The sequence below is a fragment of the Amycolatopsis sp. NPDC104863 genome (genome assembly GCF_055582965.1).
In genome coordinates this window covers 86532-112997 of the sequence record NZ_JBVJOW010000010.1, presented here as the reverse complement: position 1 = coordinate 112997, position 26466 = coordinate 86532, and the positions used below count along the sequence as shown (strand labels likewise).

Here is a 26466-nt window from a genome sequence, read left to right as displayed (position 1 = left end):
CCAGGTGATCACGATGTCCCTCCGGTGGCCTTGAAGAACGTGTAGTGGAAGGTGCCGTCCTCGGTGCGGCGCAGGTCCGCGACCCCGCGGGCCCAGGCGGCCTCGGTGCTGAGCCCGCTCGCGACGGCCGTCTCGCCGACGCCTTCGACCATCGCGGTGAAGGTGTCGCGGGTGAATCCAGTGACCAGCTCCGGCCGCGACCGGTCGACGTAGACCGTGCGGGGTTCGACCACGACGTCGCCGAACCCGGCGCCGTCGAGGAGCGGGAAGAGCCGGCGGCCGATGAGCGCGTCGCCGCCGGCGTCGGCCTGCAGGCGGACGAGGCAGTCGATCGCGGCCTGGGCGTGCTCGCTGCGCGGGTGGAAGAAGGCCGAGCCGTGGTCACCCTCGATCACGGTGATCGTGCCGCCCGGCCGCAGCAGCGTCCTCAGGTGCGACAGCGCTTTCTCCGGCTCCGGCAGGTGTTCCAGGACGAAGCAGACGAAGACGTGGTCGTAGCTGCCGTCGAGGTCGAACAGGTCGGCCTGGCGGAAGTCGACGCCCGGCACTCTCCGTCTCGCCTGGGCGAGGGAGTCCGCGGAGACGTCGACCGCGGTCAGCTGCGCGTCCGGGCTGCGGGCGGCGAGGTGGACGGTCTGCGCGCCGACGCCGCAGCCGACCTCCAGCACGCGGCTCCCGGCCGGGTAGGCCGTGCCGGCGTGGAGCAGTTCGGCGAGGGTGTCGGCCTGGTCGCCCAGGCGGCGGGCCTCGGGGCGGGTGTATCCGTGCACGTAGGTGGTGTCCATGAGTCCAGCGTGCTGCGACAATGGCCTGATGGACAGGGCCAAAACTTCGCTTCCGGAGGGGTCCATAGGCTCGGACTTCCTGCAGCTCGACGTCCGCGAGGCGCCGCCGGGCGGGCTCGCGGACTGGCTGGCCGGGCAGCTGCGCGCCGCGGTCGCCGACGGCCGCCTCCCGGTGGGCGGCCGGCTGCCCGCGTCCCGGGTGCTGGCCGCCGAGCTGCGTGTGTCGCGAGGTGTGGTCACCGAGGCCTACCAGCGGCTGATCGACGACGGCCACGCGGCGGGCCGCGGGCGGGCGGGCACCGTGGTGGTCGCCGCGCCGGTGAGCGCCCCAGAGCCTGCGCGCGTCCGGCCGCCGTCGAAGGTGATCACGCCGCTGCCGGGCGTCGAGGTCTTCGACGAGGTCCGCGCGGCCCCGGCCCGCATCGACCTCACCCCCGGCGTCCCGGACCTGACGGCGTTCCCGCGAGCGGCGTGGCTGAAGGCGGAACGCGCGGTGCTCGACGAGCTCGAGCCGGCCCACTTCGGCTACGGCGACCCACGCGGGGCGCCGGCGATGCGGCTGGCGGTGTCGCGCTGGCTGGCGCGCAGCCGCGGCATCCGCGCCGACCCGGGCGAGATCATCGTGGTCGCCGGCGTCGCGCAGGCGTTGACGCTGGTCGGGGCGGTGCTCCGGCAGCACGGGATCACCGAGATCGCGGTGGAGGACCCGAGCTCACTCGGCGCGCGCCAGCACCTGCACCACTGCGGCCTGGCGACCCCGCCGGTCCCGGTGGACGACGACGGCCTGCGCGTGGCGGAGCTCAACGCCCCGGCGGTGCTGCTGACCCCGGCCCACCAGTTCCCGATGGGCGTGGTCCTAGGAGGTGAGCGCCGTCGCGCCCTGATGCGCTGGGCGCACGACGGCGGCGTGATCGTCGAGGACGACTACGACGCCGAGCACCGGTACGACCGCGCGCCGGTGCCTGCGGTCCGGTCGATGGTGCCCGAAGTCTGTTACACGGGAAGCGTTTCGAAGCTGCTGGCCCCGGCGTTGCGCGTCGGCTGGCTGGTGGCGCCGCCCCGCTTCCGCGACGATCTGGTGGCCGCGAAGCGGTTCGCGGACCTGGGCAACGCGGTGCTGGCCCAGCTGGTCCTGGCCCGGCTCATGGAGTCCGGCGAGCTGGAGCGGCAGCTGAGGGTGGTCCGCGGGAGACACCGCCGCCGCCGCGACGCGATGATCCGCGCGTTGACATCGGACGTGCCTTCGGCGGTCGTCCACGGCGCGGCGGCGGGGTTGCACCTGACGATCACGTTCTCGTCGGAGGTGGATGACGTCACCCTGGCGGCGGCTGCGCTGGAGGAGGGGGTGAAGGTGCAGCCGCTGTCCTGGCATCGCCAGCGGCCGGGGAGGCCGGGGTTGGTGCTCGGGTATGCGGCCCGGACGGCGACGGAGATCGAGGAGGGGGTGGCGGTGCTGGGCCGGCTGCTGCGGTGACGGCGGCCCCGGGCCACTCCCACCGTGCGGTCTTGAGTAAAGACTCCACAAAGGACAGTCAAGCGACTGTGATCATGCTCTCCCAGGCAAATCCGGAACTTGGTTGCCATACGCAAGCAAGTTGCTTAGCCTAGCTAAGGGACTGATGAGCGGAAGGGTTGCACAGTGGCGGAACGCCGGACGTATTCGATCGCGGAACTGGGGCCGCGGTACAAGTGGATCGCGCTGTCCAACACGACGCTGGGCATGCTGATCGCCACGATCAACTCCTCGATCGTGCTGATCGCGCTGCCCGACATCTTCAAGGGCATCGGCATCAACCCCCTGGAACCGGCCAACACGAGCTACCTGCTCTGGATGATCATGGGCTTCCTCGTGGTCACCGCGGTGCTGGTGGTGAGCTTCGGCCGGCTCGGCGACATGTACGGCCGCGCGAGGATGTACAACCTCGGCTTCGCCGTCTTCACCGTTTCTTCCATCATGCTCGCCATCACCTGGTTCGACGGTGACGCCGCCGCGTTGTGGCTCATCGGCTGGCGGATCGTGCAGGGTGTCGGCGGCGCCTTCCTGATGGCGAACTCCTCGGCGATCCTCACCGACGCCTTCCCGGCCAACCAGCGCGGCCTCGCGCTCGGCATGAACGGCGTCGCGGCCATCGCCGGCTCTTTCCTCGGCCTGGTCGTCGGCGGGGTGCTCGCGCCGGTCGACTGGAACCTCATCTTCCTGGTCTCGGTGCCCTTCGGCGTCATCGGCACGATCTGGGCGTACCTCAAGCTGCACGACACCGGCGTCCGCAAGCACGCGCGGATGGACTGGTGGGGCAACATCACCTTCGCTGTCGGCCTGATCGCGGTCCTGGTCGGCATCACCTACGGCATCCAGCCCTACGGCTCCTCGCCGACCGGCTGGGGCAGCCCGATGGTCCTCTCCTGCCTGATCGGCGGCGTCGCGGTGCTGGTCGCGTTCGTGGTCATCGAGACGAAGGTCGACAACCCGCTGTTCCGCCTGTCGCTGTTCAAGATCCGCTCATTCACCTGGGGCAACGTCGCGAACCTGACGGCGTCGCTCGGCCGCGGCGGGCTGCAGTTCATCCTGATCATCTGGCTGCAGGGCATCTGGCTGCCGCAGCACGGCTACACCTTCGAGCAGACGCCGTTGTGGGCGGGCATCTACATGCTCCCGATGACCGTCGGCTTCCTGGTCGCCGCGCCGACGTCGGGCATCCTCGCCGACCGGATCGGCAGCCGCCTGCTCGCCTCCAGCGGCCTGCTGATCACGGCGATCACGTTCCTGCTGCTGATCATCCTGCCGGTGAACTTCGACTACTGGGCGTTCGCGGCGATCCTGCTGGTCAACGGCATCGGCATGGGCATGTTCTCCTCGCCGAACCGCGCCGAGGTGATGAACAGCCTGCCGGCGGACTCGCGCGGCTCCGGCGCGGGCATGATGACGACGTTCCAAAACGCGGCGATGGTGCTCTCGATCGGCTTCTTCTTCAGCCTGATCATCGCGGGCCTGTCGAGCAGCCTCCCGTCGACGATGCACGCGGGCCTGATCGCCCACGGCGTCCCCGACGCGGCGGCCACCCAGGTGGCGAACCTGCCGGCGGTGGCGGTGCTGTTCGCGGCGTTCCTCGGGTACAACCCGATCCAGCAGCTGCTGGGCGGCCAGCTCACGTCGCTGCCGCCGGACCAGGCTTCGTTCCTGACCGGACGCAGCTTCTTCCCGAACCTGATCTCGGGCCCGTTCCAGTCCGGCCTCGCGGTGGCGTTCGGCTTCGCGATCGCGGTCTGCCTGATCGGCGCGGTGGCGTCCCTGCTGACGAAGGACGCGCGCCCGAAGAACGGCGAATCGGTGGGCGAAGAGCTGGCGGCGGTCGCCGGAGAGTCCGGTGGCGGCCCGAGCGAATTGGTGTCGCCCGCGAGCGAACGCTGACGGTAGTTTCGAAACCGGGTGCCGCACCGCGCGGCACCCGGTTTCTCTTGTCCTGGGGGAGTGGTGGCGCGCGTCTACCGAGTTCTGTGCGGCCGGGAACCGGAGCTGCCGGTGCTGGCCCGGCTGGCGACGCCGGTGCTGCGTGAACTGACCGGCGCGGACGACGAAGTCGTGGCCGGAGCGCGGGAGTTCCGCTTCGGTCGTGCCTCCGTCCGGACCGGCGGAGGCACCCGGCTGGAGATGACTGCCGAACGTCCCGAGGACGAGTCCCTCGCGCTCGTGACGGCGGTCGTCGCGACCGTCGCCTACGACGGCTACTTCGTTGATGACCTGCGCCGCGAGGAGCGGCCTCTTGCCCACCGCACGTTCCGGTCGGGCAACGGCCCGAAGCTGACCGTCGAGCACCTCGGCCGGGTGCTGGCCGAGGCGGGCACCCAAGCGAGCGCTCTCGCCGCCGAGGCGCTGAGGGCCGGTATCGCGCCCGGCTGGCCCGAAAGCACCTGGCCGGTGTGGCTGGCGCGCTCGCGCTACGGCCTCCGGGAACGCCGCAGCCGCCAGGGCGGGCAGGGTTCCGTCGACTTCGAAACGGCGCTGCGGGCGCTGGGCGCGTACCCGGGTGTCGCACTCGCGCACGCGCAGATCGACGACCGCGCACGGGAGCGCTACTTCTTCGAGGTGTTCCTGACGCCGGACCTCGGCCGTGTTGTCGCCTGCTTCGGCGTCGCACGGCGGAGCGAGTCCCGGGCGCCGGACGCGCCGCCGTGGACGCGGCTCGAGGAGATCGTGCTCAGGCCCCTTCCGGAGGCCGCCGAGAAGGTCGCGCAGCTGCGCGAGGAGGGCGTCCCGGACGTGGCCGCCGGGCTCGTCGCCGGGCTGGAGAAGTACCTCGCGACCCGGCACTGGTCGAGCTTCGGGAAGTACGCCGAACTGGTGCCCGCGTTCCCGTCGCCCGAGGCCGCGCGCCACCTCACGGCCGCGCTGGACGATCCCTGGGTCGGCGACGGCCTGCTCGCGGTGGTGGAGAACGCCCTGGCGGCGGTGCGGGTCAGGCCGTGACGAGCGCGGGCTCGGTGACCTCGGCCGCCGGCGTCGCCTTCTTCGCGCGGCGCCGGGTGATGATCCGGCGGCCGACCTCGATCATGGGGAGCTCGACCCAGCGGTAGAGCAGGTCGGCGGCCATCAGCCCGACGATCGTCACGGCGACGGCCGTGAGCGTCCGGTGCGGGGCGAACTGCGGGATCGCGCCCGCGAGCCCGACCGCGACGACGATCTGGATCAGGTACAGCGAGTACGAGCGTTCGCCGATGAAGCGCATCGGACGCAGCGACAGCACCCAGGCGAGCGGCCCGCGGCCGGCGACCAGGGACGGCACCAGCAGCGCCACGAGCAGCACGTAGACCGTGCCGGTGATCGAGCCGCCCTCGTCGTTCAGCACCTGGGCGATCTCGCCGAACATGGTCTGGACCGTGACCAGAGCGGCGGCGACCACGAGCCCGACGACGGGGTGGGTGAACCCGCGCAGCACGGCGAAACCCTTGCGGTGGTGCAGGACGATCGCCAGCGTGCAGCCGATGAGGATCGGCGAGTACGCGCCCGCGTAGGGCATGAAGGGGATCAAGGCGAGCATGATGGCGACGAGGCCGACGGCGAGGCTCAGGCGCTTCACGAAGCCGAGCGCGCCGAGGCCGAACGCGAGCAGCGGCCACACGAGGTAGAACTTCTGCTCGACGCCGAGCGTCCAGGCCTGGCCGAACAGGGCCATCTGGTGGTACTCGCCGACGAAGGCGACGTTCCACGGCAGCGCCGTGACGATGCCGCTGTGCCGCAGGCCCATGCCGCGGAAGTAGGCGAAGACGACGACCACGCCGATGACGACGTAGTAGACGGGAAGGATCCGGAACGCGCGGCGGATGTAGAACTCGGCGAGGGAGACTCGGCCCGAGCGGTCCTCTTCGCGCAGCGCCAGCGTGGTGATGAGGTAACCGGAGAGCACGAAGAACAGGTGCACGCCGATCCAGCCGTTGGCCCGCTCCCAGGTGGGGCCCCCGTAGTGGAAGACGACGACGAGCACGGCGGCGATGGCGCGGACGCCGTCCAGAGCCGGGAATCTTCGGGTCGCCAGGTACTGGTCATGCGTCATCATCACGTGATTCCCCCACGAGGTGCTGCCGGCTGAACTCGCCCAATGTAATCGGACGATCCCGCCATTCACTCGGTGGGGTGACGTATCGGGTGGGCTACCAGCCGAGCGAGGCCCGCTGGATCTTCACCGGGTGCGCCGGTGCGCCGTCGAGGGGGCCGTTCGGGTCGGTCGGGATGATCCCGTCCGCCACCATGTGGTCGATCGCCGACATGCCGCGCACGACGGTTCCCAGCACCGAGTAGCTGGCCGGGATGTTCGCGAAGGAATGCACGATGAAGAACTCGGACCCGTTCGTCCCCGGCCCCTGGTTCCCCATGGCCACGGTGCCGCGCGGGTAGGTCTCCGCACCGGTGACCTCGTCCGGGAACTTGTAGCCCGGGCCGCCCTTCTCGACTTCGTAGATGTCGCCGCACTGCAGGACGCCGAGGCGGGCGGAGTTCGACAGCCGCCAGCACTGCGAGCGGTCGTAGAACCGCTGGGCGATCAGCGAAACCATGTTGTGCACCGCGCAGGGCGCCGCCCCGGCGCGGTTCAGCCGCACCGTCACCGGGCCGTAGTTGAAGCGGAACGTCACGTCGACGGTCCCGCGCGTCAGCGCGAACGGCAGCGGGCGCACGACCGGCCGGGCGGCGGGGTTGTCGGGTGTCGGGGTGAACGAACACCGGGTCACCACCGGAGACGCCGATGCCGTGGCCGGGGCCACCAGCAACGCACCCAGCACACCGACGAGGGCCAGACCCCAGCGCAGCTTCATGCCCCGGGACGTTAGCCGTTCACCGACTACTTGCGCCAGGCCGTGCGCTGCTTGCGGATGTCCAGCACGAGCAGCAGGATCAGGAACAGCGAGAGGCCGACGAGCCAGACGTTCTCGGTGTTGTTCTCGTGGTTGCCCTTGATCATCACGAGCAGGATGATCGCGCTGAGCCAGCCGGCGATCCGGGTGGCCTTCGGGAACGACCCGTGCCAGCCCCAGGCGGCGGACGGTTCGTCGCGGGGGTCGACCTCGGGCCGCTTCTCGACCGCCTTGCCTGCCACGATGAACTCCTCAAGACCCTTGAACCACGGACGCCCAGATGATCCCACACCTCCGGGCGCGCCGCGGACACGGCCCGCGTGGTGGTGGCCACTTGTGAGAGCCCGCGGATCGGGTGCCGCGGAGCGCTGAGGACTCCGGCCCGCTCGAGGCGCGCCGGGGGATGCCCCCGCGTGGTGGCGGCCAGCCACGAGAGCCGCAGACCGGGCGCGGGCGGGGTGTCGCTGACCGAGCGGAGACGGCCCTCCGCTGGCGTCGGCGATCCAGGCCCACCCGAGGGAACTCCGGGCGCACCGCGGACGCGGACGGGGTGCCGCGGACCGCGCCGAGGAGCGCCGAGGACCCCGGCCCACCCGAGGGCAACCTCCGGGTGCGCCACAGACACGCCCCGCGCGACAATGACCCGCGATGACTACCTCGCGAAGCGTTCTCGTGCTCGGCTCGACCGGGTCCATCGGTGTGCAGGCCCTCGACGTCGCCGCGCGCAACCCGCATCTCTTCCGGGTGGCCGGGATCGCCGCGGGTGGGGCCGATCCGGCCGCGCTCGCCGCGCAGGCGCTCGCCCATGGTGTCGAAGCCGTCGCCGTGACCAAGGCCACCGCCGCCGAGGACGTTCAGCTCGCGCTCTACGCCGAAGCGCAGAAGCGCGGCTACAACCAAGGCGACTTCAAGCTCCCGCGGCTCTTCGCGGGCTCCGACGCCGTCACCGACCTCATCGACGCCGTGCCCGTCGACACCGTCCTCAACGCCCTGCCCGGCTCGCGGGGCCTCGAGCCGACGCTCAAGGCGCTCGCCACCGGCGCCACCCTCGCGCTCGCGAACAAGGAGTCGCTCATCGCCGGCGGGCCGCTGGTGCTCGCCGCCGCGAAGCCCGGGCAGCTCGTGCCGGTCGACTCCGAGCACTCGGCGATCGCGCAGGCGCTACGAGCGGGGCACAAAACCGAGGTCGCCCGGCTCGTGCTCACCGCTTCGGGCGGCCCGTTCCGCGGCCGCAAGCGCGCCGAGCTCGCCGACGTCACCGTCGAGCAGGCCATGGCCCACCCGACCTGGTCGATGGGCCCGCTGATCACGATCAACTCGGCGACGCTGGTCAACAAGGGCCTGGAGCTGATCGAGGCGGCGCTGCTCTTCGACATCGCGCCGGAGAAGATCGACGTCACTGTGCACCCGCAGTCGATCGTGCACTCGATGGTGACCTTCACCGACGGCTCGACGATCGCCCAGGCCAGCCCGCCGGACATGCGGCTGCCGATCGCGCTCGCGCTGCACTGGCCCGACCGGGTGCCCGATGCCGCCCCCGCGTGCACCTGGGACAAGGCCGCGACCTGGACTTTCGAGCCGCTGGACGACGACGCCTTCCCGGCCGTCGAGCTCGCCCGGCACTGCGGCACCGTGGGCGGTTGCCTGCCCGCCGTCTACAACGCGGCGAACGAAGAGCTCGTCGCGGCGTTCCTGGCGCAGAACGCCCGCTTCACGTCGATAGTGGACACTGTTTCCGAGGTGGTGGGAGCCGCCGACGAATGGCGTCGCGAACCACGCGACGTCGAGGACGTTCTCGCGGCCGAGCGCTGGGCTCGCGCCCGGGCCGGTTCGATCATCGAGGGGAAGTAGCGGGTGCTCGCCTACATCATCGGTGTGGTGCTCTTCGCGCTGGGGATCTGCGTCTCCGTCGCACTGCACGAGGCCGGCCACATGGTCACCGCGAAGGCCTTCGGCATGAAGGTCCGCCGGTACTTCGTGGGCTTCGGCCCCACGGTGTTCTCGTGGCGCCGCGGGGAGACCGAATACGGCCTGAAGTGGATCCCGCTCGGCGGGTTCTGCGACATCGCCGGCATGACCGCGCTCGACGAGGTGACGCCGGACGAGGCGCCGCGCGCGATGTGGCGGTTCAAGACCTGGAAGCGCACGGTCGTCATGAGCGCCGGGTCGGTCACCCACTTCATCCTCGGCTTCGTCGTGCTCTACCTGATGGCCGTGACGATGGGGCTGCCGAACCTGGCGCCCGCCTCGACCGAGCCGATCCTGGCCTCGACGTCGTGCGCCCGGTCGACCACGACCGAGGAGCAGGCCAAGGACACCAGCTGCCCGGCGGGCGCGCCGACCCCGGCCAAGTCGGCGGGCCTGCTGCCCGGCGACAAGATCGTGTCCGTCGGCGGGAAGCCGATCGCGACCTGGGACGAGATGCTCGCCGCCGTGCAGGCCACCAGCGGCCCGACGCCGTTCCAGGTGCTGCGCAACGGCCAGACGCTGAACCTCACCGTCGACGTGCCCAAGGTGCAGCGCTGGACCAGCGCCGGCGTCAAGAGCGTCGGCATGATCGGCGCGTCGGCGCAGGCTCCGGCGCTGACCACGCAGTACGGCCCGGTCGCCGCGGTCGGCGCCACCTTCAGCTTCACCGGCACGATGTTCGCCGAGACGGCGCAGCGGCTCGTCGAGTTCCCCGAGCGCATCCCCGCCGTCGTCACGGCGATCTTCGGCGGCGAGCGCGACCCGAACACCCCGGTCAGCGTCGTCGGCGCGAGCCGGATCGGCGGTGAGGCCGTCGAGCGGGGCATCTGGGTGCTGTTCTTCTTCCTGCTGGCCAGCCTGAACTTCTTCATCGGCGTGTTCAACCTGCTGCCGCTGCTCCCGCTCGACGGCGGGCACATCGCGGTGGTCTGGTACGAGCGCATCCGCGACTGGATCCGCGCGCGCCGCGGCAAGGTGGCCGGCGGGCCCGTCGACTACACCAGGTTGTCCGGGATCACGATGGTCCTGGTGCTCATCGGCGGTGCGGTCACGCTACTCACGGTGACCGCGGACATCGTCAACCCGATTCGCTTGCAGTAGCGCCCCGCCACGGAGGGGTTCCGGCCCCTCTGTGGCGTGCCGCACACGCCGTAATGCTGCTCACCGTGACGGTTGACTTGGTGCGGGTGGCCCGGTCGGGGTAGGTACGCTGGAGGCCGTGACCGTCGCACTCGGTATGCCAGCCCTGCCCCCGCCCGTCCTGTCCGAGCGCCGCAAGACCCGCCAGCTCCAGGTGGGCCCGGTCGGTGTCGGCAGCGAGCACCCGATCTCCGTCCAGTCGATGACCACGACGCTCACCTCCGACGTCAACGCGACGCTGCAGCAGATCGCGGAGCTGACCGCGGCGGGCTGCGACGTCGTGCGGGTGGCGTGCCCGTCGGCCGATGACGCCGAGGCGTTGCCCGCGATCGCGCGCAAGTCGCAGATCCCGGTGATCGCCGACATCCACTTCCAGCCGAAGTACGTGTTCGCCGCGATCGAGGCGGGCTGCGCCGCGGTGCGGGTGAACCCGGGCAACATCCGCAAGTTCGACGACCAGGTCAAGGAAATCGCGCAGGCGGCGAAGGACCACGGGACGCCGATCCGGATCGGCGTCAACGCCGGTTCGCTGGACAAGCGGATCATGGACAAGTACGGCAAGGCGACCCCGGAAGCGCTGGCCGAGTCGGCGTTGTGGGAGGCGTCGTTGTTCGCCGAGCACGACTTCCACGACATCAAGATCTCGGTGAAGCACAACGACCCGGTGGTCATGGTCCGCGCGTACGAGATCCTCGCGGAGCAGTGCGACTACCCGCTGCACCTCGGCGTCACCGAGGCCGGTCCGGCGTTCCAGGGCACGATCAAGTCGGCAGTGGCGTTCGGCGCGCTGCTGCGCCAGGGCATCGGCGACACGATCCGCGTGTCGTTGTCGGCGCCGCCGGTCGAAGAGGTCAAGGTCGGCATCCAGATCCTGCAGTCGCTGAACTTGAAGCAGCGGAAGCTGGAGATCGTGTCGTGCCCGTCGTGCGGGCGCGCGCAGGTCGACGTCTACACCCTCGCCGAGCAGGTCACCGCCGGGCTGGAGGGGATGGAGATCCCGCTGCGGGTGGCTGTCATGGGCTGCGTTGTCAACGGCCCGGGCGAGGCCCGCGAGGCTGATCTGGGTGTCGCGTCCGGTAATGGCAAGGGCCAGATTTTCGTGAAGGGCGAGGTCATCAAGACCGTGCCGGAGCACGCGATCGTCGAGACGCTGATCGAAGAGGCCATGCGCATCGCCGAGGAGGCCGGGGAGTCCCTCGGCCAGGGCGAGCCCGTGGTCACCGCTGGCTGAGCTGCTGACGGACGACGCTCTGGAGGCGTCGTCCGTCGTCGCCAACCGCGCGATGAACCGCGAACGGCGGTTGGCCGGGCGCGACGGTTATTCGCGGGTCCTCGGGTTCGACATCCTGGGCCTGCCACCGGGCGCGCGCTGGCTGGATCTGTGCTGTGGCAGCGGGCGCGCGCTTCTGGACGCGGCCGCGGTCCGGCCCGACCTCGACATCACCGGCGTCGACCTGGTCGGGTACTTCGCGGCGGCCGGGCCGGTCCGGTTCGTGACGGCGTCGATCACGGCGTGGGAGCCCACCGCCCGGTTCGACCTCGTCACCTGCGTCCACGGGCTGCACTACGTCGGCGACAAGCTGGGCGCGCTGCTGCGGGCGGCGTCCTGGCTGAGCGAAGACGGCGTGTTCGTGGCGAACTTCGACGTCTCCGGCGTTCAGCTGGCCGGTGGCGCACGGCGGGTGCTGCCCGCCTTGCGAGAGGCGGGTTTCGCCTACGACTCGCGGACCCGCCGGATCCGGCGCACCGGCCCGTTCACCGGGACCCTGCCCTTCCGCTACCTCGGCGCGGACGACCGGGCCGGCCCCAACTACACGGGCCAGCCGGCCGTCCGCTCCCACTACTCAGCCCTGTAGGTGGTGCTGGGCGGCGTCGCGGATCTGCAGCCGGACGTTCTCCAGCGCGGCCGCGACCTCGTCGATCTGCTGGGAGGCCAGCTGGATCGAGCCTTGGATCGCGGTCGCGGTCGACGTCTCCCCGAGCAGGCCCATCACCTGGGCCTGCAGGTCTTCGAGGTCGCTCTTCGTGGCGAGCGCGATGCCGGTGGGCACCTGGTCGGCGAGCAGCTCCAGCTGCTGCGCCTGCTCCTGGATCGTCATCGGGGGTTCCTTCCGCGGGGGGACGCACCTTCCGTGTTAGCAGAAACCCGAACTGTCGGTGGTGACGTTTACGCTGGTTTCGTGAGCGTGACCTGGGCCGTCCGGCAGCCGCACCCGGTGGTGCGGCCCCTGGTCACGCGCTATGTCGGGTATGCGCAGGACGACGTGACGCTGCCGGTGCACCGCGGGCTGCCGTCCCGGCACGTGACGCTGGTCATCAGCCTGGCCGGGCCGGTGCGGATGGCCGGGCGCAGCCTGCAGGCGCTGGTCGGCGGGCTGCACACCCGCGCGGTGCTGATCCGGCAGGACCGCGTGCAGGAGGGGCTGCAGCTGGAGCTCGACCCGCTGGGCGTGCGCACGCTGTTCGGTGTCACCGCGGCGGAGCTGAGCGGCGAGGTGGCCGACCTCGCCGACTTCGGCCTCGGCTCGCTGGCGGCGCGGCTGGCCGAGCTGCCTACGTGGGCCGAGCGGTTCACGCTGCTCGACGACGTCCTGGCCGCCCGGGCCGTCGAGCCGGTGGCCGCGCCGCCCGAGCTGGGGGAGGCGTGGCGCCGGATGCGCGGCGCCGACGGGCAGGTGCGCGTCGCCGACCTCGCCGGCGAGGTCGGCTGGAGCCGCCGTCACCTCGGTGAGCGCTTCCGCACGGAGCTGGGCCTGGCGCCGAAGCAGGCGGCGCGGGTGCTGCGGTTCGAGCGGGCCACGCGGCTGCTGCGGCAAGGGCAGAGCGACCTGGCCGCGCTGGCCGTCGAGTGCGGGTTCTACGACCAGGCGCACCTGAGCAACGAGTGGCGCGCGCTGGCCGGCTGCACGCCGGGCACGTGGATCGCCGAGGAGCTCCCGTTCCTCCAAGACGAGGAGGTGGGCGCGGGACAAGACTCCCGGGTATGACTCCTGAACCGAACGTCTGGCCCGCCCTGCGTTACGACGACGCCCCGGCGGCCGTCCGCTTCCTCGTCGACGTCCTGGGCTTCACCGAAACGCTGGTGGTGCCCGAGGGCGACCTGATCGCGCACGCCGAGCTGCGCTGGCCCGAGGGCGGCGCGGTGATGCTGGGCAGCGTCCGCGGCCCGGACGGCGTCCACGACGCGATGAAGCCCGGCACGGGCGCGGTGTACGTCGTGTCGGACAAGGTCGACGAGATCCACGACCGCGTCAAGCGGTCCGGTGCGGAGATCACGGCGCCGCTGACGGACACCGACTACGGCTCCCACACGTTCAGCCTCCGCGACCCGGAGGGCAACGCGTGGACGATCGGCAGCTACCGCGGCGCCTGACCGGCCCCGCTACTGCACCGGCCGCTCGAAGGTGACCAGCAGTCCGTCGACGCCACCGGGTCCGACGCGGCCCTTCACCTCCGCCGAAGTGATGGCCTTCAGCTGCCAGCCGTCCTCCGCGTGGTCGTTGAGCAGTTTCTCGAGCTTGTCGCCCGACATCTTGCCGCCGAGGAGCTTTTCCCGGACCTCGACGACCTTGTACGTGTAGCGCTGCATGCCTCCGATTCTGCCCGCGCGACGCGGCGCCGGCCGTTCATCTGAGCGTGTCCGGGGCCTCGCGTTCCGTTTCGGCTGTTCATCTGGCACCCTGGACCCCGTGTTGCGGCTTGCAGGTGCACGGCTGCTCGATGATCGGGACTATCCGGCGGTCCGTGCCGCGCTCGCCGCCGACCCGGTGGGCAGCTGCATGGTCAGCGCCCGGGTCGAGGCCGCGGGCCTCGACCCGTGGCGGCTCGGTGGTGAGCTCTGGGCCGCCGACAGCCGTCCGGTCCGGGCCGGACGGCTCCAAGGGCTGTGCTTCGCCGGCCCGAACCTCATCCCGCTGCGCGGTAACGCGCCCGCGTTGCGCTCCTTCGCCGATCGCGCGCTGCGCCGGCAGCGGACCTGCTCTTCGCTGGTCGGGCCGGCCGAGCAGGTGCTCGGGCTGTGGGACGAGCTGGCCGACGAGTGGGGCCCGGCGCGCGAGATCCGGGGTGACCAGCCGCTGATGGCGCTGGACAGCACCCCGCTGGTCGCCGCCGATCCGCAGGTCCGCGCGGTGCGCCCGGACGAGCTCGAGCGCTACCTGCCCGCGGCCGTCGCCATGTTCATCGAAGAGGTCGGTGTCGACCCGCGCAGCGGGGACGGCGGGGCCAGCTACCGCGCGCGGGTCACCGAGCTGATCGGCGCCGGGCGCGCGTTCGCCCGGTTCGAGAACGGCGAGGTCGTGTTCAAGGCCGAGATCGGCGCGATGTCGGCGACCGTCGGGCAGATCCAGGGTGTCTGGGTGCACCCCGAACGCCGGGGTGGCGGTGTCGGCACCGCCGGCACGGCCGCGGTGGTGAACCGGCTGGTCCGCGGCCTGGGCCGGACCGCCAGCCTCTACGTCAACGCCTTCAACACCCCCGCCCTCGCGGCCTACCGCAAGATCGGGTTCCAGCAGGTCGGCCAGTACGCGACGGTGCTGTTCTAGCACTCTTCCGTGGCGGCGTTTCGGGGCTGGGACACCCCCGCTGACCAGGCATCATCCGGCCATGAGTGCACGTCGACGCCGCGGTGTGCTCGCGGTGCTGCTGCTCGTCGCCGCGACCACGGCCGGCTGCTCGGGCGACAGTCCCGAGGACGCCCTCTCCGCCTTCCTGGACGCCGTCGCGTCCGGGGACGTCGCCGCCGCGGCCGCCGGCACCGACTCGCCGGACGCGGCCAGGACCGTGCTGTCCCAGGTCCGCGCCGTGCTCGAGCCGGAGTCCCTCGACGTCGACGACGAAGAGGTGAAGGAGCCGGCGAACGGCGACACCGTCACCGCCGGCTACCAGCTCACCTGGCACCTGCCGCACGAGCGCACCTGGACCTACCGCGCCGACGCCCAGCTGCGCGCGGCCGAGACCGGCTGGCAGGTGCACTGGCAGCCGACCGTCGTGCACCCGCAGCTGGCCGTCGGCCAGACCCTCGGCCTGCTGCCGCAGCTGCCCGAGACCGCGCCGGTCCTCGACCGCGACGGCGTGCCGCTGATGCGCCCGCAGACCGTGGTGGGTGTGGTCGTCGACCCGCAGAAGACGGGGGACTCGACCGCCGTCGCGGGGTCGCTCGCGAAGGCGCTGCACCGGTTCGAGCCGTCGGTCACCGGCCGGTCGGTGCTCGACGGGATGAACAAGACCAAGCCCGGGGACGCCTACCCGGTGATCACCCTGCGCGCGGGCGACTACCAGCGCGTCAAGCCGGTGATCTACGACCTGCCCGGCGTCCGGTTCGCCAGCCAGGAGCGGCTGCTGCCGGTCACCCGCGGGTCCGGGCAGCAGGTGCTGCCGGGCATCCGGGCGCTGGTCGAGCAGGAGCTGGCCGGGGCGGCGGGCTGGCGGATCGTCACCCGGGACGTCACCGGCGGCGAGGCCGCCGAGCTGCGGGCCGAGCCGCCGCGGCCGGCGCCCGCGGTCACCAGCACGCTCAGCGCGAAGATCCAGGACGCCGCCGAGAAGGCCCTCGCCACCGAGGACTACCCGGCCGCGCTGGTGGCGATCCAGCCTTCGAGCGGGGACATCCTCGCCGTGGCGCAGAACACCGCGGCCGACGAGGAGGGTTCGCTGGCGCTGTCCGGCCGGTACCCGCCGGGGTCGACGTTCAAGATCGTCACGGCGGCGGCGGCGCTCTCGACCGGCGACGTGGACGCGGGCAGCCCGGTCGACTGCCCGGGCACCACGACGATCGAAAACCGCGTCATCCCCAACGAAGGCCGCTTCGACCTCGGCCGCGTGCCGCTGAAGACGGCGTTCGCGCGCTCGTGCAACACGACCTTCGCGCGCCTCGCCGCCGGTCTCCCGGCTTCGGCCCTCACCGACGCCGCCCGCTCCTTCGGCCTCGGCGCGGACTTCGTCGTCCCCGGTCTGACGACGGTCACCGGCGCGGTCCCGGCCAGCGACTCGGCCGTCCAGCGCGCGGAGAACGGCTTCGGCCAGGGCACCGTGGTGACCAGCCCGTTCGGCATGGCGCTGGTCGCGGCGGCCGTGCAGGCGGGGAAGGTGCCGACGCCGTCGATCGTCAAGGGGATGCCCGCGACCACGAACAACGTCGGCGACGCGCCGTCGGACGAGGTGCTCGGGGCGCTGCGCGGGATGATGCGCGAGGTCGTCACCGCGGGCACCGCGACCGGGCTGCGGGACATCTCGGACGTCGCGGGCAAGACCGGCACCGCCCAGTTCGGCGACGGCTCCCGCTCGCACGGCTGGTTCGTCGGCTACCGCGGCGACCTGGCGTTCGCGGTGCTGCTGACCGAGGCCGGGTCGTCCAAACCGGCGGTGCAGGCTGCGCACCGGTTCCTGGCGGCGATCGGCTGAGCGGCCCGTCGTAAGGTGGGGGCATGTCCGTTCGTGCCCCGCTGGTGCCCGGCGTCCAGACGCCGCGCCGTGACGTCCCCACTTCCATCGCCCGTCCCGAGTACGTGGACAAGCCGGCGCCGAAGCGGGACACCGGCAACGGCGTGCGCACGCCCGAGGTGATCGAGGCGATGCGGATCGCGAGCCGGATCGCGGCGCAGGCGCTGGAGGAGGGCGGCAAGGCCGTCAAGCCGGGCGCCACCACCGACGACATCGACAAGGTGGTGCACGAGTTCCTGCTCGACCACCACGCCTACCCCTCGACGCTGGGCTACCGCCGGTTCCCGAAGTCGTGCTGCACCTCGCTCAACGAGGTGATCTGCCACGGCATCCCGGACTCGACGCCCATCGAGGACGGCGACATCTGCAACATCGACGTCACGGCCTACATCGGCGGTGTCCACGGCGACACGAACGCGACGTTCCTGGCCGGCGACGTCTCCGAGGAGGCCCGCCTGCTGGTGGAGCGCACCCGCGAGGCGACGATGCGGGCGATCAAGGCTGTCCGCCCGGGCCGTCAGCTCAACGTGATCGGCCGGGTCATCGAGGCGTACGCGAAGCGCTTCGGCTACGGCGTGGTCCGCGACTTCACCGGCCACGGGGTCGGCCCGGCGTTCCACACGCCCCCGACGGTCCTGCACTACGAAGAGCCCTCCGTCGACACGGTGATCGAGGAGGGCATGACCTTCACGATCGAGCCGATGATCACGCTGGGCACGATCGACTACGACATCTGGTCCGACGACTGGACCGTCACCACGAAGGACAAGAAGTGGACGGCCCAGTTCGAGCACACCCTCGTGGTGACGGCCGACGGCAGCGAGATCCTCACGCTGCCGTGAGTCAGTGGCTGGTCGCCTTCTTGTAGCAGCGCACCGAAAGCGGCACGAAGACCGCCAGCAGCACCGCGATCCACAGCACCGACGCCAGCACCGCGTGCTGCATCGGCCAGACGTCGTGCACCGGCATCGCCGCGCTCGTGTTGCCGAACAGCTCGCGCGCCGCCTGCGTGATCGCCGAGACCGGGTTCCAGTCCGCGATCACCCTCAGCGGGGTGGGCAGCCGGCCGCTGTCGACGAACGTGTTGGCCAGGAACGTCAGCGGGAAGATCGCCACGCTCGAGACGTTGTTGAACACCTCGGGCTTGCGCACGGCGAGCCCGAGTGTCCCCATCACCCACGACAGCGCGTACGCGAAGGCCAGCAGCAGAAGCACTCCGCCCAGCGCTTCGAAGACGCCGGTGTGGATGCGCCAGCCGACGAGCAGGCCCACCAGTCCCATGATGAGCAGGCTCGTCACGTTGAGGATGAGGTCGGCGGTGGTCCGCCCGATCAGCACCGCCGCCGGGGACATCGGCAGCGACCGGAACCGGTCGATGAGGCCCTTCTGCAGGTCGTCGGTCAGCCCGTAGCCGGTGACGATGCTGCCCATCGCCACCGCGAGCGTGAAGATCCCCGGCAGCATGAACTCGCGGTACGACATGCCCGGGATGTCGATCACGCTGCCGAACACGTACCCGAACAGCAGCACGAACATCACCGGCATGAACACGATGGACCCGAGCAGGTCCAGCGACCGGAGGATCTTGATCGAGTTGCGCTTGGCCACGGTCACGCCGTCGGTCACGGCCATCTGCACTGCGTTCATCACACGGCCTCCAATTCGGTCTCGGTCACGTCGTGGCCGGTGAGGGTGAGGAAAACGTCGTCGAGGGTGGGGCGGCGGACACCGACGTCGCGGACGTCGACGCCTTCCACGGCGAGCAGGGCCAGCGCTTCGGTAAGCGCTTTCGCGCCGTGACTCACGGGCACGGTGAGCCGGAAGCCCTCGGCCTGCGACTCGCCGCTGGCCAGCCGGGCGAGCGTCCGCTGCGCCACGACGACGTCGTCGTGCGTGCCGACGACCAGCTCGATCCGCTCGCCGCCGACGAGGTCCTTGAGCTCGTCGGCCGTGCCGCGCGCGATGACGCGGCCGTGGTCGACGACGGCGATGCTGTCGGCCAGCCGGTCGGCCTCTTCGAGGTACTGCGTGGTCAGCAGCAGGGTCGTGCCGCCCGCGACCAGCTCGGTGATGACCTCCCAGAGGTCGGTGCGGGCGCGCGGGTCGAGCCCGGTCGTGGGCTCGTCGAGGAACAGCACCGGCGGGTTCGCGACGAGCGCGCCGGCCAGGTCGAGCCGGCGTCGCATGCCGCCGGAATACCCCTTCACCGGGCGGTCGGCGGCCTCCTCCAGGCCGAACCGGGCCAGCAGCTCCCGGCCGCGGGCCTTGGCCCGCCTGGTGCCCAGGTGGTAGAGCCGCCCGACCATCTCGAGGTTCTCGGCCCCGGTCAGCTCCTGGTCGACCGCGGCGTACTGGCCCGACGCGCCGATGTGCGAACGCAGCTCGTGCGCGTCCCGCAAGACGTCGAACCCGGCGACCGTCGCGTGGCCCGCGTCCGGCTTCTGCAGGGTGGTGAGGATCTGGACGGTGGTGGTCTTCCCGGCGCCGTTCGGCCCGAGCACCCCCAGCACGGTGCCTTCGGGCACCGCGAGCGACATCCCGTCGAGCGCGGTGACGCTCCCGTACTTCTTGACGAGCCCTTCGGCCACGATGGCGTCTGGCATCGGACTTCCTTTCTGGGTAAGGGAAACTTCAGGCGCGGCGGATGACGACGTCGCCGGTGTAGGTGTGGGCCTTGACCTGGACCGTCTCGCTGGTCCCGCCGGGACCGTCGGACGGGGTGAGCGAGTTGTGCACGGTGCCGGTCAGCGAGTTGAGCTCGAGCCAGGCGGCGCTGCCCTCGCGGATGCCGACCTCGATCTCGCCGACCGCGGTCTCGAGGACGACGGTGTCGCGGATGACCTCGCCGATCCGGATGTCGCCGGCGGCGGTCTTGGCGTGCACGCCCGCGTGGGCGTGGTCGACGACGATGTCGCCGTTCGCGGTGCTGACCCGCAGGTCGCCGGTGACCTCGCCGACGCGGGTCTCGCCGTTGGAGTTCTTCAGCTCGGCGGTGCCGTCGATCTCGCGGATCCGCAGCTCGCCGGAGGCGGTGCCGACCTCGGCGTGCCCGGTGACCCGCTCGATGGTGACGTCGCCGGTCGACGTGCTCGCCTCGAGCCGGGCCACCTCGTCGAGGTGGATGTTGCCGACGGAGGTCTTGATGCGGCTCTCGCCGACGCGGCCGCTGACCCGGACGTCCCCCAGCGCGGCCGACGTCTTGACCCGCGAGCCGGCCGGCAGCTCGACCGAGATGTGCAGGGCGCCGCCCTTGCCCCACAGCTTGGTGGTGTACTTCGGGCCCTTGACCAGCAGCTGGCCGTCGGCGAACTCGACGCGGGTCTTCGCGACGGCCTTGAGGTCTTCGTTGTCGGACGGGTCGGCGGGTTCGACCTCGACGGTGGTTTCCGCGCGCTCCCCGGCGACGATCCGGACGTCCGCGATGCTGACGTCGATCGTGGCCGTGATCGGCTCGGGGGTGGCGAAAAACGGCATGGCTGCGCCCTCCTGGGGTGCTCGGATGGCGTCTCCGCAGGTCGGAGACGTGACGGGAAAGGGAAAGGGTTACTGGACCCAGCCGGTGTACTTCTCACCGAACATCGACCGGCGGTGGGTGCTCTGGCTCCGGCCGGGGCCGAGCGCGGCGTTCGCGGCCCGGACGAGCCAGGCGTTGATCGAGAGCTGGTCGCGGTTCGCGGCCTCCTCGACGCGCTGCTTGAGCTGCTCGGGCAGCCGCAGGTTGATCCGGGAGACGGCGCCGTCGTCGGCCTCGGGCGGGGGCGCCGGCGCTTCTTCCGGCGCCGGCTCGGGCTGGGCCGGCAGCGCGACCGCGAACTCGGCTTCGCGGCGGCGCAGGCGCACCTCGACGGAGCCGGGCGCGAGGTCGCGGGTGATCTCGTCGGCCGCCGCCGAAAGCGCGTCGAGCAGGGTCAGCCGGATCGCCGACTCGAGCGGCGCGGTGAGCCGCTCGGCGAGGGCGACGGCTTCCTCACCCGCCGCCTCGGCGGCGACCGCGAGCTCCCGGCGGAGTTCGTCCACGAAGGGCGTCAGGTCCATGGCACTACTGTGGCACCGCGATGGCACCACGGCAACCCTGAATTGGCACCCTTAGGGGTTCAGAGTGGTGCCAAGCACGTGCCGGGCAACGCCTGGGACAGCGTCCGCGCGCGACCGCGGCTCCAGGTGGCGTCGTCGACGTCGAGCGCTTTGCGGAAGACGGCAGGAGGTTCCAGGCGGGGAACAGGTCGCAGGCCGGGTCGCCGACACCCGTGCAGCCGAAATCGATGACGGCGCTCAGCCGGCCGCCGTCGACCAGCAGGTTGCCCGGCATGAGGTCGGCGTGCAGCCAGACCGGCGGGCCCTCCCAGTCCGGGCCGCGCAGCGCTTCTTCCCAGACGGCGGCCGCGGCGTCGCAGTCGACGTTCTCCTGCGGGATCCCGCGCAGGGCTTCGATCGCCGCGCGGGTCGGCGCGTCGAGCATGGCGAGCGGACCGCCGCGGTGGGCCCGGGGCGCGCCGGGCAGGGTGATGCTCCGCATCGCCGTCACGAAACTCGGCCAGGTCCTCGGCGAGCCGCACCGGGTCGCTCGGCACACCGGGTTCTCGCCCGGCAGCCACCGTTACACCGACCACGGATACCCCCGGCGCCCACCATCTCGGGGATCGCGAAGGGCAGCCGCGGCGCGAGCCGGGGCAGCTACTCCCGTTCCAGCGCGACGTCCTGGGCGCCGCCGGCCACCAGAGGCAGCCGTGCGACCAGGGTGCCCCCGGACGCTGGTGCCGCACCGGCAGGCCGGCCCAGCGCGGGAACTGGGCGGCGACCAGGCGCCGGACGAGGTCGTCGTCGATCGGGTGCTGACCCGGGTGCATGGTCATTCGCGTTCGAGGCGCTCCAGGAGCTCGTCCAGGAACCCGCAGGCCTCGGCGGTGGCCCGCTTGGGGTCGCGCTTGGCGATGGCGTCGGCCAGCCCTTCGTGCCCGATCTCGGGCAGGTGGTCGGTGCCCGGCGTGATGTTCGCCGTCGCCGCGACGCTCGCCGTGATGACCTCGGTCAGCCCGCGGTAGAGCTCGGTGAGCAGCTGGTTGTGCCCGCTGCGGACGACCGCGCAGTGGAACTCGGCGTCCGTGCGGGCGAAGTCCTCCCAGCGTCCTTCGTTCAGCTCGAGCTCACGGCGGGCGAGGATCGACCACAGCTCGGCGACCTCCTCCTGCGTCCGCTCGGTGGCGGCGAGCCGGGCGCCCTCGACCTCGAGGGTGCGGCGCACCTGGAGGACTTCACGCAGCTCGGAGCCGCAGAGCCGGCGGATCGCGCCGGACACCTCGCTGGTGGCGCGCACGTAGGTGCCGTCACCTTGGCGGACTTCGAGGATGCCCGTGTGCGCGAGCGCGCGGACGGCCTCGCGGACGGTGTTGCGCCCGACGCCGAGCTGGTCGACGAGCTCCGCTTCGGTCGGGATGCGCTCGCCGATGGGCCATTCGCCCTGCGTGACCGCGGTCCGCAGCTGCTCGATGACCTGGTCGACGAGGCCGGCCCGGCGGGTGGTGGCCAGAGGCACAGCTGTTATCCCTTCATCCAATCATCCTACGTATGCGATAGTAGCGGTCATGCCCGTCGAACACCGTGAATCCGCCCTCGAACCCGAGCTGGACGGCGCCGTGGAGCTGCGCACACCGGGCGTGGTCGCCGCCGGCGCGCTGCTCGCGGTCGCGGTGGTGCTCACCGCCCTCAACCTGCGCCCGGCCATCACGGGCGTCGGCCCGATGCTCGCCGAAATGCGCGCCGACCTGGGCACGTCCGGGGTCTGGGCCGGGGTGCTCACGACGTTGCCGACGCTCTGCTTCGCCGGCGCCGGGCTGGCCGCGCCGCTGCTCGCCCGCCGCGCCGGGATCGGCGCCGCCATCGCGATCGCGCTGATCGCGCTCGGCGCCGGGCTCGTGCTGCGCGTGCTCGACGGCCCGGCCGTGGTGCTCGGCGGGACCCTCGTCGCCACCGCGGGGATCGCCCTGGTCAACGTACTCATCCCGGTGGTCATCAAGGGCTCCTTCCCGGCTCGCATCGGCCTGATGACCGGCGTCTACACCGCCGCCCTGCAGGGTGGCGGCGCGCTCGGGTCGGCGGTGACCCCGCAGCTCGGCGACGCGTTCGGCGGCTGGCGGCCGGCCCTGGGCAGCTGGGCGGTGGTGGCCGTCGTCGCGTTGCTGGCGTGGATTCTCGCAGCCCGCGGCACCGGCCGGGTCCCGCGCCACTCCGACGCGGCCGAAGCCGGCCGGTCGCTGCTGGGCAACCGGCTGGCGTGGATCGTCACCGTCTTCTTCGGCCTGCAGGCCTTCTACGCCTACGCCGCGATGGGCTGGTTCCCGCAGGTGCTGATGGACGCCGGGGTGTCGCGCGGTGACGCCGGGCTGCTGTTCGGCCTGGTCGCGCTGATCGCCGTGCCGATCAGCCTGTTCGTCGCGCCGATGGCGGCCCGGCAGCGCGGGCAGGGCGGCTGGATCGTCGTGCTCGGGGTGTTCGGCTTCGCCGGCACGGCCGGGCTGATGCTGGCCCCGGCGTGGTCGCCGCTGCTCTGGAGCATCCTGATCGGCCTCGGGATGAGCGTGTTCTCCCTGGCCCTGACGGTGATCGCGCTGCGCGCCCGCACCGGCGCCGACACCGCGCGGCTCTCCGGCATGGCGCAGGGCTTCGGGTACCTCTTCGCGGCGCTGGGCCCGTTCCTGTTCGGCCTGCTGCACGACGTCGCGGGCGGCTGGCCGGTGCCGCTGGCCATGCTCCTGGTCCTGCTGCTGGTCCAGATGGTGTTCGGCGCGCTCGCCGGCCGTCACCGGTTTGTCTGACTCTTAACTGTTAACGGCTTTCGCCCGGGTCGGCGCGGCTTAAGATCACCGGATGGCCGTGCCGTCGCCGGACCTCGGGACGTTGCTGCGCGTGGGCCCGTTCGACGCCGCCCTGCGCGCGGCCATCCGCGCCCGCGGCCTGAGCCTCGACCGCCTGCGTGAGCACCTGCGCGCCCGCGGTGTCACGGTGACAACGGCGACGCTGAGCTACTGGCAGTCCGGCCGCAGCCGCCCCGAGCGGAGGGATTCGGTGCGTGGACTGGGGCAGCTCGAAGCCGTGCTCGAGGTGCCCGCGGGTTCGCTCGTCTCGCTGCTCGGGCCGCCGCGGGTGCGCCGGTCCGCGCCCGCCGAGCTCAGCCGGTTCTGGCCGGACGGGCGGCGCGTCGACGCCGCGGTGTCCGATGTGGACACCCGGTGGGACGAGCGGCTGACCCGGATCGGCCAGCACGACGTCGTCCTCGTCGGCGCCGGCCGCGAGGAGCTGGAGATCCGGTCGCGGCAGGTGCTGCGCGCCGAGGCCGACGGCCCCGACCGCTGGGTGGTGATCCTGCACCTCGACGAGCACGACCGGCCGCTGCCGGAGCTGCGCGGCCTGCGCGGCTGCCGCCCGGGCCGCAGTGTGCACCGGCCCGAGGACGGCCTCCTCGTTGTCGAACTGCTTTTCGCCCGGCCGCTCCTGCGCGGCGAAACGGTGCTCACCGAACACACGCTCGTGAATCGCGCGCCGCACCCGGTCGCGACGAACTACGAACGCAAGTTCCGCTTGCCGGTCCGCGAATACGTGCTCGAAATCCGGTTCTCGCCCGAAGCGGTCCCGGCGGTGTGCCGCCGGTTCGCCGAGCCCGGCGAACTCACCGACGTCGTCCCGGAATCCGGTGCGGTGCACGGGGTCGCGCTGAACTTCGGCCCCGGCCGGTACGGGTTCGAATGGGACTGGCCCGCCAGTTAACTGTTAAGGACTTCCGGATCTTCAATCCGGTGTTTGCCGCGTTCTACGGTCTGCGCACGCCACTCGCCGATTCGAGGAGAAACCGATGCGCAGAATCGTTTCCGTCACGAGCGTGGCCGCGTTGGCCGCGCTCGGGCTGGGCCTGACGCCCGCCGAAGCCGCGGCACCGGACCACCCGCCGGCCGAGATCGCCGGTGTCGCCGTGGCGTTCGGGCTCACCGCGGACCAGGCCCGCGCCCAGCTCACCGCCCAGGACGGCGCCCACCGGCTGGCCGCGGCCCTGCCCGCCGCGGTGCGCGCGAAGTCGGCCGGGCAGTGGTTCGACGCGGCCGCCGGGAAGCTGACTGTCGCCGTCACCACCGCCGAAGCCGCTGACCAAGCGCGTGAAGCGGGTGCCGCGGCGCAGGTCGTGGCGCGCGGCCAGGCCGAGCTGGACCGCACCGACGCGGCGGTCCGCGAGCTGGTCGGCGGCGGCGTGCCCGGTGTTTACGGCTGGGGTGTCGACGTCCGCGCCAACGACGTCGCCGTCGACGTCGACCGGACGAAGAAGACCGCGGCGACCGAGAGTTTCCTTTCCCGGGTGAAGGATCTCGGCGTCCGGATCACCGAGACGACGTCGTCGCCGCGCCAGCAGTCCGGCACGATCCAGACCGGCAACCCGTGGTGGCCGGGCAGCGAGTCGAACTGCTCGGTCGGCTTCCCGGTGACGGATTCCGCCGGTGCCAAGCACTTCCTCACCGCGGGCCACTGCACGAACGACGTCAACCAGGCCGCGTACGGCGCTTCGGGCCAGCAGAACAAGATCGGCACGTCGAACGTCGGCGGCACGCACAGCGTCAACGGCCGCGAAGGCGACATGGGCGTCGTCGCGGTGACGGAGGCGGGCTGGAACCTCTCGGCGTCGGTGAACACCTGGGGCCAGCCGGCGGTCACGCTCACCGGCGCGGCCGAGGCGATGGTCGGTGACCGCGTCTGCCACTCCGGCAACACTTCGCACTGGCAGTGCGGTGAAGTGAAGTACACGCACAAGTCCGCCGACTACGGCAACGGCCTGGTCATCGACGACCTGACCTGGACCACGGCGTGTTCGCTCGGCGGGGACTCCGGCGGCGGCTGGCTGCTCGGCGACAAGGCGACCGGCCTGCACGACGGCGGCCCGTCCCAGTGCGTCCAGAACCCGTCCGACGGCGACATGTCCCTGTTCCAGCCGGTGATCGAGGCGCTGAACAAGTGGCAGCTCACCCTGGTGACCAGCGGCGGCACCGGCGACACGACGGCGCCGAGCGCGCCCGGCAACCCGCGTTCCACCGGCACGACGTCGAACAGCGTCTCGCTCGCCTGGGACGCTTCGACGGACAACGTCGGTGTCACCGGTTACGACGTCTACAACGGCTCCGCGCTCGCCACGAGCGTCGCGGGGACCAGCGCGACGGTCAGCGGCCTCAACCCGGACACGGCGTACTCCTTCACGATCAAGGCGAAGGACGCGGCCGGGAACGCGTCGCCCGCGAGCGCGGCGGTGTCGGCCCGGACGCAGGCCGGTGGCGGTGGCAACCGCACGCTGACCAACGACACGGACTACGCGATCCGTGACTACCAGCAGGTGTTCAGCCCGATCGCCTCGACGCTCACCGGCAGCGCGGCCACCACGATCGGCGTCTCGCTGACCATCCGCCACACGTGCGCCGAAGACCTCGGCATCACGCTGCTCGACCCGCGAGGCAAGGCGTACGCGCTCAAGTACAGCGGCGGCAGCACCTGCACGCCGTGGAGCGGCGCGCGGACGTTCACCGTGCCGGCGACGGCGACCCCGGCGTCCGGCAAGTGGCAGCTGCGCGTGACCGACTACGGGCCCGGCGACACCGGCACCCTCGACACCTGGTCGATCACGCTCTAGGGACTCCCGCGGGCCGGGGGGTCACCCCGCCCGGCCCGCGGTGGATCCATCCCAGGGGAGGGTGGGGAAGGTGTTTTCCACCAGCTCCCGTATCTCCGGGTGGATCCCGCACCTGGCGTGGGACACCAA

Annotated in this window: 27 protein-coding genes; 15 read left to right on the top strand and 12 right to left on the bottom strand. The window is 71.7% G+C overall.

Annotated elements, in window-relative coordinates; translation table 11 throughout:
- Window positions 1-8: 8 nt before the first annotated feature.
- Window positions 9-785 carry an L-histidine N(alpha)-methyltransferase gene (locus ACZ63J_RS41835; RefSeq protein WP_465401791.1) on the bottom strand — a complete coding sequence of 259 codons (777 nt, stop codon included), beginning with the start codon at window positions 783-785 and terminating at the stop codon, window positions 9-11.
- A 28-nt stretch (window positions 786-813) separates the two neighbouring features.
- Between ACZ63J_RS41835 and pdxR the strand changes: the two genes are divergently transcribed.
- From pdxR to ACZ63J_RS41820, 3 genes are all read left to right on the top strand, one after another.
- Entirely contained in the window at window positions 814-2259 is a 1446-nt protein-coding gene (gene pdxR, locus ACZ63J_RS41830; RefSeq protein ID WP_465401792.1) for a MocR-like pyridoxine biosynthesis transcription factor PdxR, read from the top strand.
- 165 nt (window positions 2260-2424) lie between these two features.
- Window positions 2425-4194: an MFS transporter gene (locus ACZ63J_RS41825; protein WP_465310664.1), complete on the top strand. Its 1770-nt coding sequence runs from the start codon at window positions 2425-2427 to the stop codon at window positions 4192-4194.
- A 63-nt stretch (window positions 4195-4257) separates the two neighbouring features.
- Complete coding sequence (locus tag ACZ63J_RS41820) at window positions 4258-5250, top strand: hypothetical protein (protein ID WP_465401793.1); 993 nt, start codon at window positions 4258-4260, stop codon at window positions 5248-5250.
- Here ACZ63J_RS41820 and ACZ63J_RS41815 read toward each other — a convergent pair.
- The 3 genes from ACZ63J_RS41815 to ACZ63J_RS41805 all read right to left on the bottom strand — a co-directional run bounded on the left by ACZ63J_RS41815 (window position 5240) and on the right by ACZ63J_RS41805 (window position 7372).
- Window positions 5240-6337, bottom strand: a complete 1098-nt coding sequence (locus ACZ63J_RS41815; RefSeq protein ID WP_465401794.1) for an acyltransferase family protein — start codon at window positions 6335-6337, stop codon at window positions 5240-5242. The genes ACZ63J_RS41820 and ACZ63J_RS41815 overlap by 11 nt on opposite strands.
- A 94-nt stretch (window positions 6338-6431) precedes the next feature.
- Window positions 6432-7091: a peptidylprolyl isomerase gene (locus tag ACZ63J_RS41810; RefSeq protein ID WP_465340294.1), complete on the bottom strand. Its 660-nt coding sequence runs from the start codon at window positions 7089-7091 to the stop codon at window positions 6432-6434.
- A 26-nt stretch (window positions 7092-7117) separates the two neighbouring features.
- Window positions 7118-7372: a DUF2631 domain-containing protein gene (locus ACZ63J_RS41805; protein ID WP_465310672.1), complete on the bottom strand. Its 255-nt coding sequence runs from the start codon at window positions 7370-7372 to the stop codon at window positions 7118-7120.
- A 406-nt stretch (window positions 7373-7778) separates the two neighbouring features.
- Here ACZ63J_RS41805 and dxr point away from each other — a divergent pair, with 406 nt between their 5' ends.
- The 4 genes from dxr to ACZ63J_RS41785 all read left to right on the top strand — a co-directional run bounded on the left by dxr (window position 7779) and on the right by ACZ63J_RS41785 (window position 12094).
- The gene (gene dxr / locus ACZ63J_RS41800; protein ID WP_465401795.1) at window positions 7779-8981 is read left to right on the top strand and encodes a 1-deoxy-D-xylulose-5-phosphate reductoisomerase; all 1203 of its coding nucleotides are present in this window, start codon (window positions 7779-7781) and stop codon (window positions 8979-8981) included.
- Between the two features lie 3 nt (window positions 8982-8984).
- The gene (locus ACZ63J_RS41795) at window positions 8985-10199 is read left to right on the top strand and encodes a M50 family metallopeptidase (protein WP_465401796.1); all 1215 of its coding nucleotides are present in this window, start codon (window positions 8985-8987) and stop codon (window positions 10197-10199) included.
- 118 nt (window positions 10200-10317) lie between these two features.
- Window positions 10318-11469, top strand: a complete 1152-nt coding sequence (gene ispG / locus ACZ63J_RS41790; protein ID WP_465439912.1) for a flavodoxin-dependent (E)-4-hydroxy-3-methylbut-2-enyl-diphosphate synthase — start codon at window positions 10318-10320, stop codon at window positions 11467-11469.
- A 52-nt stretch (window positions 11470-11521) separates the two neighbouring features.
- The gene (locus tag ACZ63J_RS41785; protein ID WP_465407488.1) at window positions 11522-12094 is read left to right on the top strand and encodes a class I SAM-dependent methyltransferase; all 573 of its coding nucleotides are present in this window, start codon (window positions 11522-11524) and stop codon (window positions 12092-12094) included.
- Here ACZ63J_RS41785 and ACZ63J_RS41780 read toward each other — a convergent pair.
- Window positions 12083-12337, bottom strand: a complete 255-nt coding sequence (locus tag ACZ63J_RS41780) for a hypothetical protein (RefSeq protein ID WP_247062465.1) — start codon at window positions 12335-12337, stop codon at window positions 12083-12085. The genes ACZ63J_RS41785 and ACZ63J_RS41780 overlap by 12 nt on opposite strands.
- An 81-nt stretch (window positions 12338-12418) precedes the next feature.
- Here ACZ63J_RS41780 and ACZ63J_RS41775 point away from each other — a divergent pair, with 81 nt between their 5' ends.
- Both ACZ63J_RS41775 and ACZ63J_RS41770 read left to right on the top strand, forming a co-directional pair.
- Window positions 12419-13225: a helix-turn-helix domain-containing protein gene (locus ACZ63J_RS41775; protein ID WP_465340298.1), complete on the top strand. Its 807-nt coding sequence runs from the start codon at window positions 12419-12421 to the stop codon at window positions 13223-13225.
- Complete coding sequence (locus ACZ63J_RS41770) at window positions 13222-13611, top strand: VOC family protein (protein ID WP_465310678.1); 390 nt, start codon at window positions 13222-13224, stop codon at window positions 13609-13611. Before ACZ63J_RS41775 ends, ACZ63J_RS41770 begins: the two co-directional genes overlap by 4 nt.
- Before the next feature lie 9 nt (window positions 13612-13620).
- On the opposite strand, the gene ACZ63J_RS41765 is transcribed toward ACZ63J_RS41770, so the two are convergent.
- Window positions 13621-13827, bottom strand: a complete 207-nt coding sequence (locus ACZ63J_RS41765; protein ID WP_013223931.1) for a DUF4177 domain-containing protein — start codon at window positions 13825-13827, stop codon at window positions 13621-13623.
- Between the two features lie 100 nt (window positions 13828-13927).
- On the opposite strand from ACZ63J_RS41765, the gene ACZ63J_RS41760 reads away from it, so the two are divergent.
- From ACZ63J_RS41760 to map, 3 genes are all read left to right on the top strand, one after another.
- Window positions 13928-14782 carry a GNAT family N-acetyltransferase gene (locus tag ACZ63J_RS41760; protein WP_465310680.1) on the top strand — a complete coding sequence of 285 codons (855 nt, stop codon included), beginning with the start codon at window positions 13928-13930 and terminating at the stop codon, window positions 14780-14782.
- 61 nt (window positions 14783-14843) lie between these two features.
- Window positions 14844-16640 carry a penicillin-binding transpeptidase domain-containing protein gene (locus ACZ63J_RS41755; RefSeq protein ID WP_465407485.1) on the top strand — a complete coding sequence of 599 codons (1797 nt, stop codon included), beginning with the start codon at window positions 14844-14846 and terminating at the stop codon, window positions 16638-16640.
- A gap of 23 nt (window positions 16641-16663) precedes the next feature.
- Entirely contained in the window at window positions 16664-17521 is an 858-nt protein-coding gene (gene map / locus ACZ63J_RS41750; RefSeq protein WP_465340301.1) for a type I methionyl aminopeptidase, read from the top strand.
- A 1-nt stretch (window position 17522) separates the two neighbouring features.
- Here map and ACZ63J_RS41745 read toward each other — a convergent pair whose 3' ends face one another.
- The 6 genes from ACZ63J_RS41745 to ACZ63J_RS41720 all read right to left on the bottom strand — a co-directional run bounded on the left by ACZ63J_RS41745 (window position 17523) and on the right by ACZ63J_RS41720 (window position 22212).
- On the bottom strand, window positions 17523-18326 hold the full coding sequence (locus ACZ63J_RS41745; RefSeq protein WP_465340302.1) for an ABC transporter permease: 804 nt from the start codon (window positions 18324-18326) through the stop codon (window positions 17523-17525).
- On the bottom strand, window positions 18326-19282 hold the full coding sequence (locus tag ACZ63J_RS41740; RefSeq protein ID WP_465407483.1) for an ATP-binding cassette domain-containing protein: 957 nt from the start codon (window positions 19280-19282) through the stop codon (window positions 18326-18328). Before ACZ63J_RS41740 ends, ACZ63J_RS41745 begins: the two co-directional genes overlap by 1 nt.
- A gap of 28 nt (window positions 19283-19310) precedes the next feature.
- The gene (locus tag ACZ63J_RS41735; protein WP_465340304.1) at window positions 19311-20153 is read right to left on the bottom strand and encodes a DUF4097 family beta strand repeat-containing protein; all 843 of its coding nucleotides are present in this window, start codon (window positions 20151-20153) and stop codon (window positions 19311-19313) included.
- Between the two features lie 69 nt (window positions 20154-20222).
- The gene (locus ACZ63J_RS41730) at window positions 20223-20714 is read right to left on the bottom strand and encodes a toxin-antitoxin system HicB family antitoxin (RefSeq protein ID WP_465310686.1); all 492 of its coding nucleotides are present in this window, start codon (window positions 20712-20714) and stop codon (window positions 20223-20225) included.
- Window positions 20715-20718: 4 nt separating this feature from the next.
- Window positions 20719-21195, bottom strand: a complete 477-nt coding sequence (locus tag ACZ63J_RS41725) for a phosphotransferase (protein WP_465407481.1) — start codon at window positions 21193-21195, stop codon at window positions 20719-20721.
- 333 nt (window positions 21196-21528) lie between these two features.
- The gene (locus ACZ63J_RS41720) at window positions 21529-22212 is read right to left on the bottom strand and encodes a FadR/GntR family transcriptional regulator (RefSeq protein ID WP_465407479.1); all 684 of its coding nucleotides are present in this window, start codon (window positions 22210-22212) and stop codon (window positions 21529-21531) included.
- Window positions 22213-22261: 49 nt separating this feature from the next.
- On the opposite strand from ACZ63J_RS41720, the gene ACZ63J_RS41715 reads away from it, so the two are divergent.
- The 3 genes from ACZ63J_RS41715 to ACZ63J_RS41705 all read left to right on the top strand — a co-directional run bounded on the left by ACZ63J_RS41715 (window position 22262) and on the right by ACZ63J_RS41705 (window position 26337).
- Window positions 22262-23491: an MFS transporter gene (locus ACZ63J_RS41715; RefSeq protein ID WP_465407477.1), complete on the top strand. Its 1230-nt coding sequence runs from the start codon at window positions 22262-22264 to the stop codon at window positions 23489-23491.
- 52 nt (window positions 23492-23543) lie between these two features.
- Window positions 23544-24440: an XRE family transcriptional regulator gene (locus ACZ63J_RS41710; protein WP_465407475.1), complete on the top strand. Its 897-nt coding sequence runs from the start codon at window positions 23544-23546 to the stop codon at window positions 24438-24440.
- An 85-nt stretch (window positions 24441-24525) separates the two neighbouring features.
- Complete coding sequence (locus tag ACZ63J_RS41705; RefSeq protein WP_465407473.1) at window positions 24526-26337, top strand: proprotein convertase P-domain-containing protein; 1812 nt, start codon at window positions 24526-24528, stop codon at window positions 26335-26337.
- Window positions 26338-26466 lie beyond the last annotated feature (129 nt).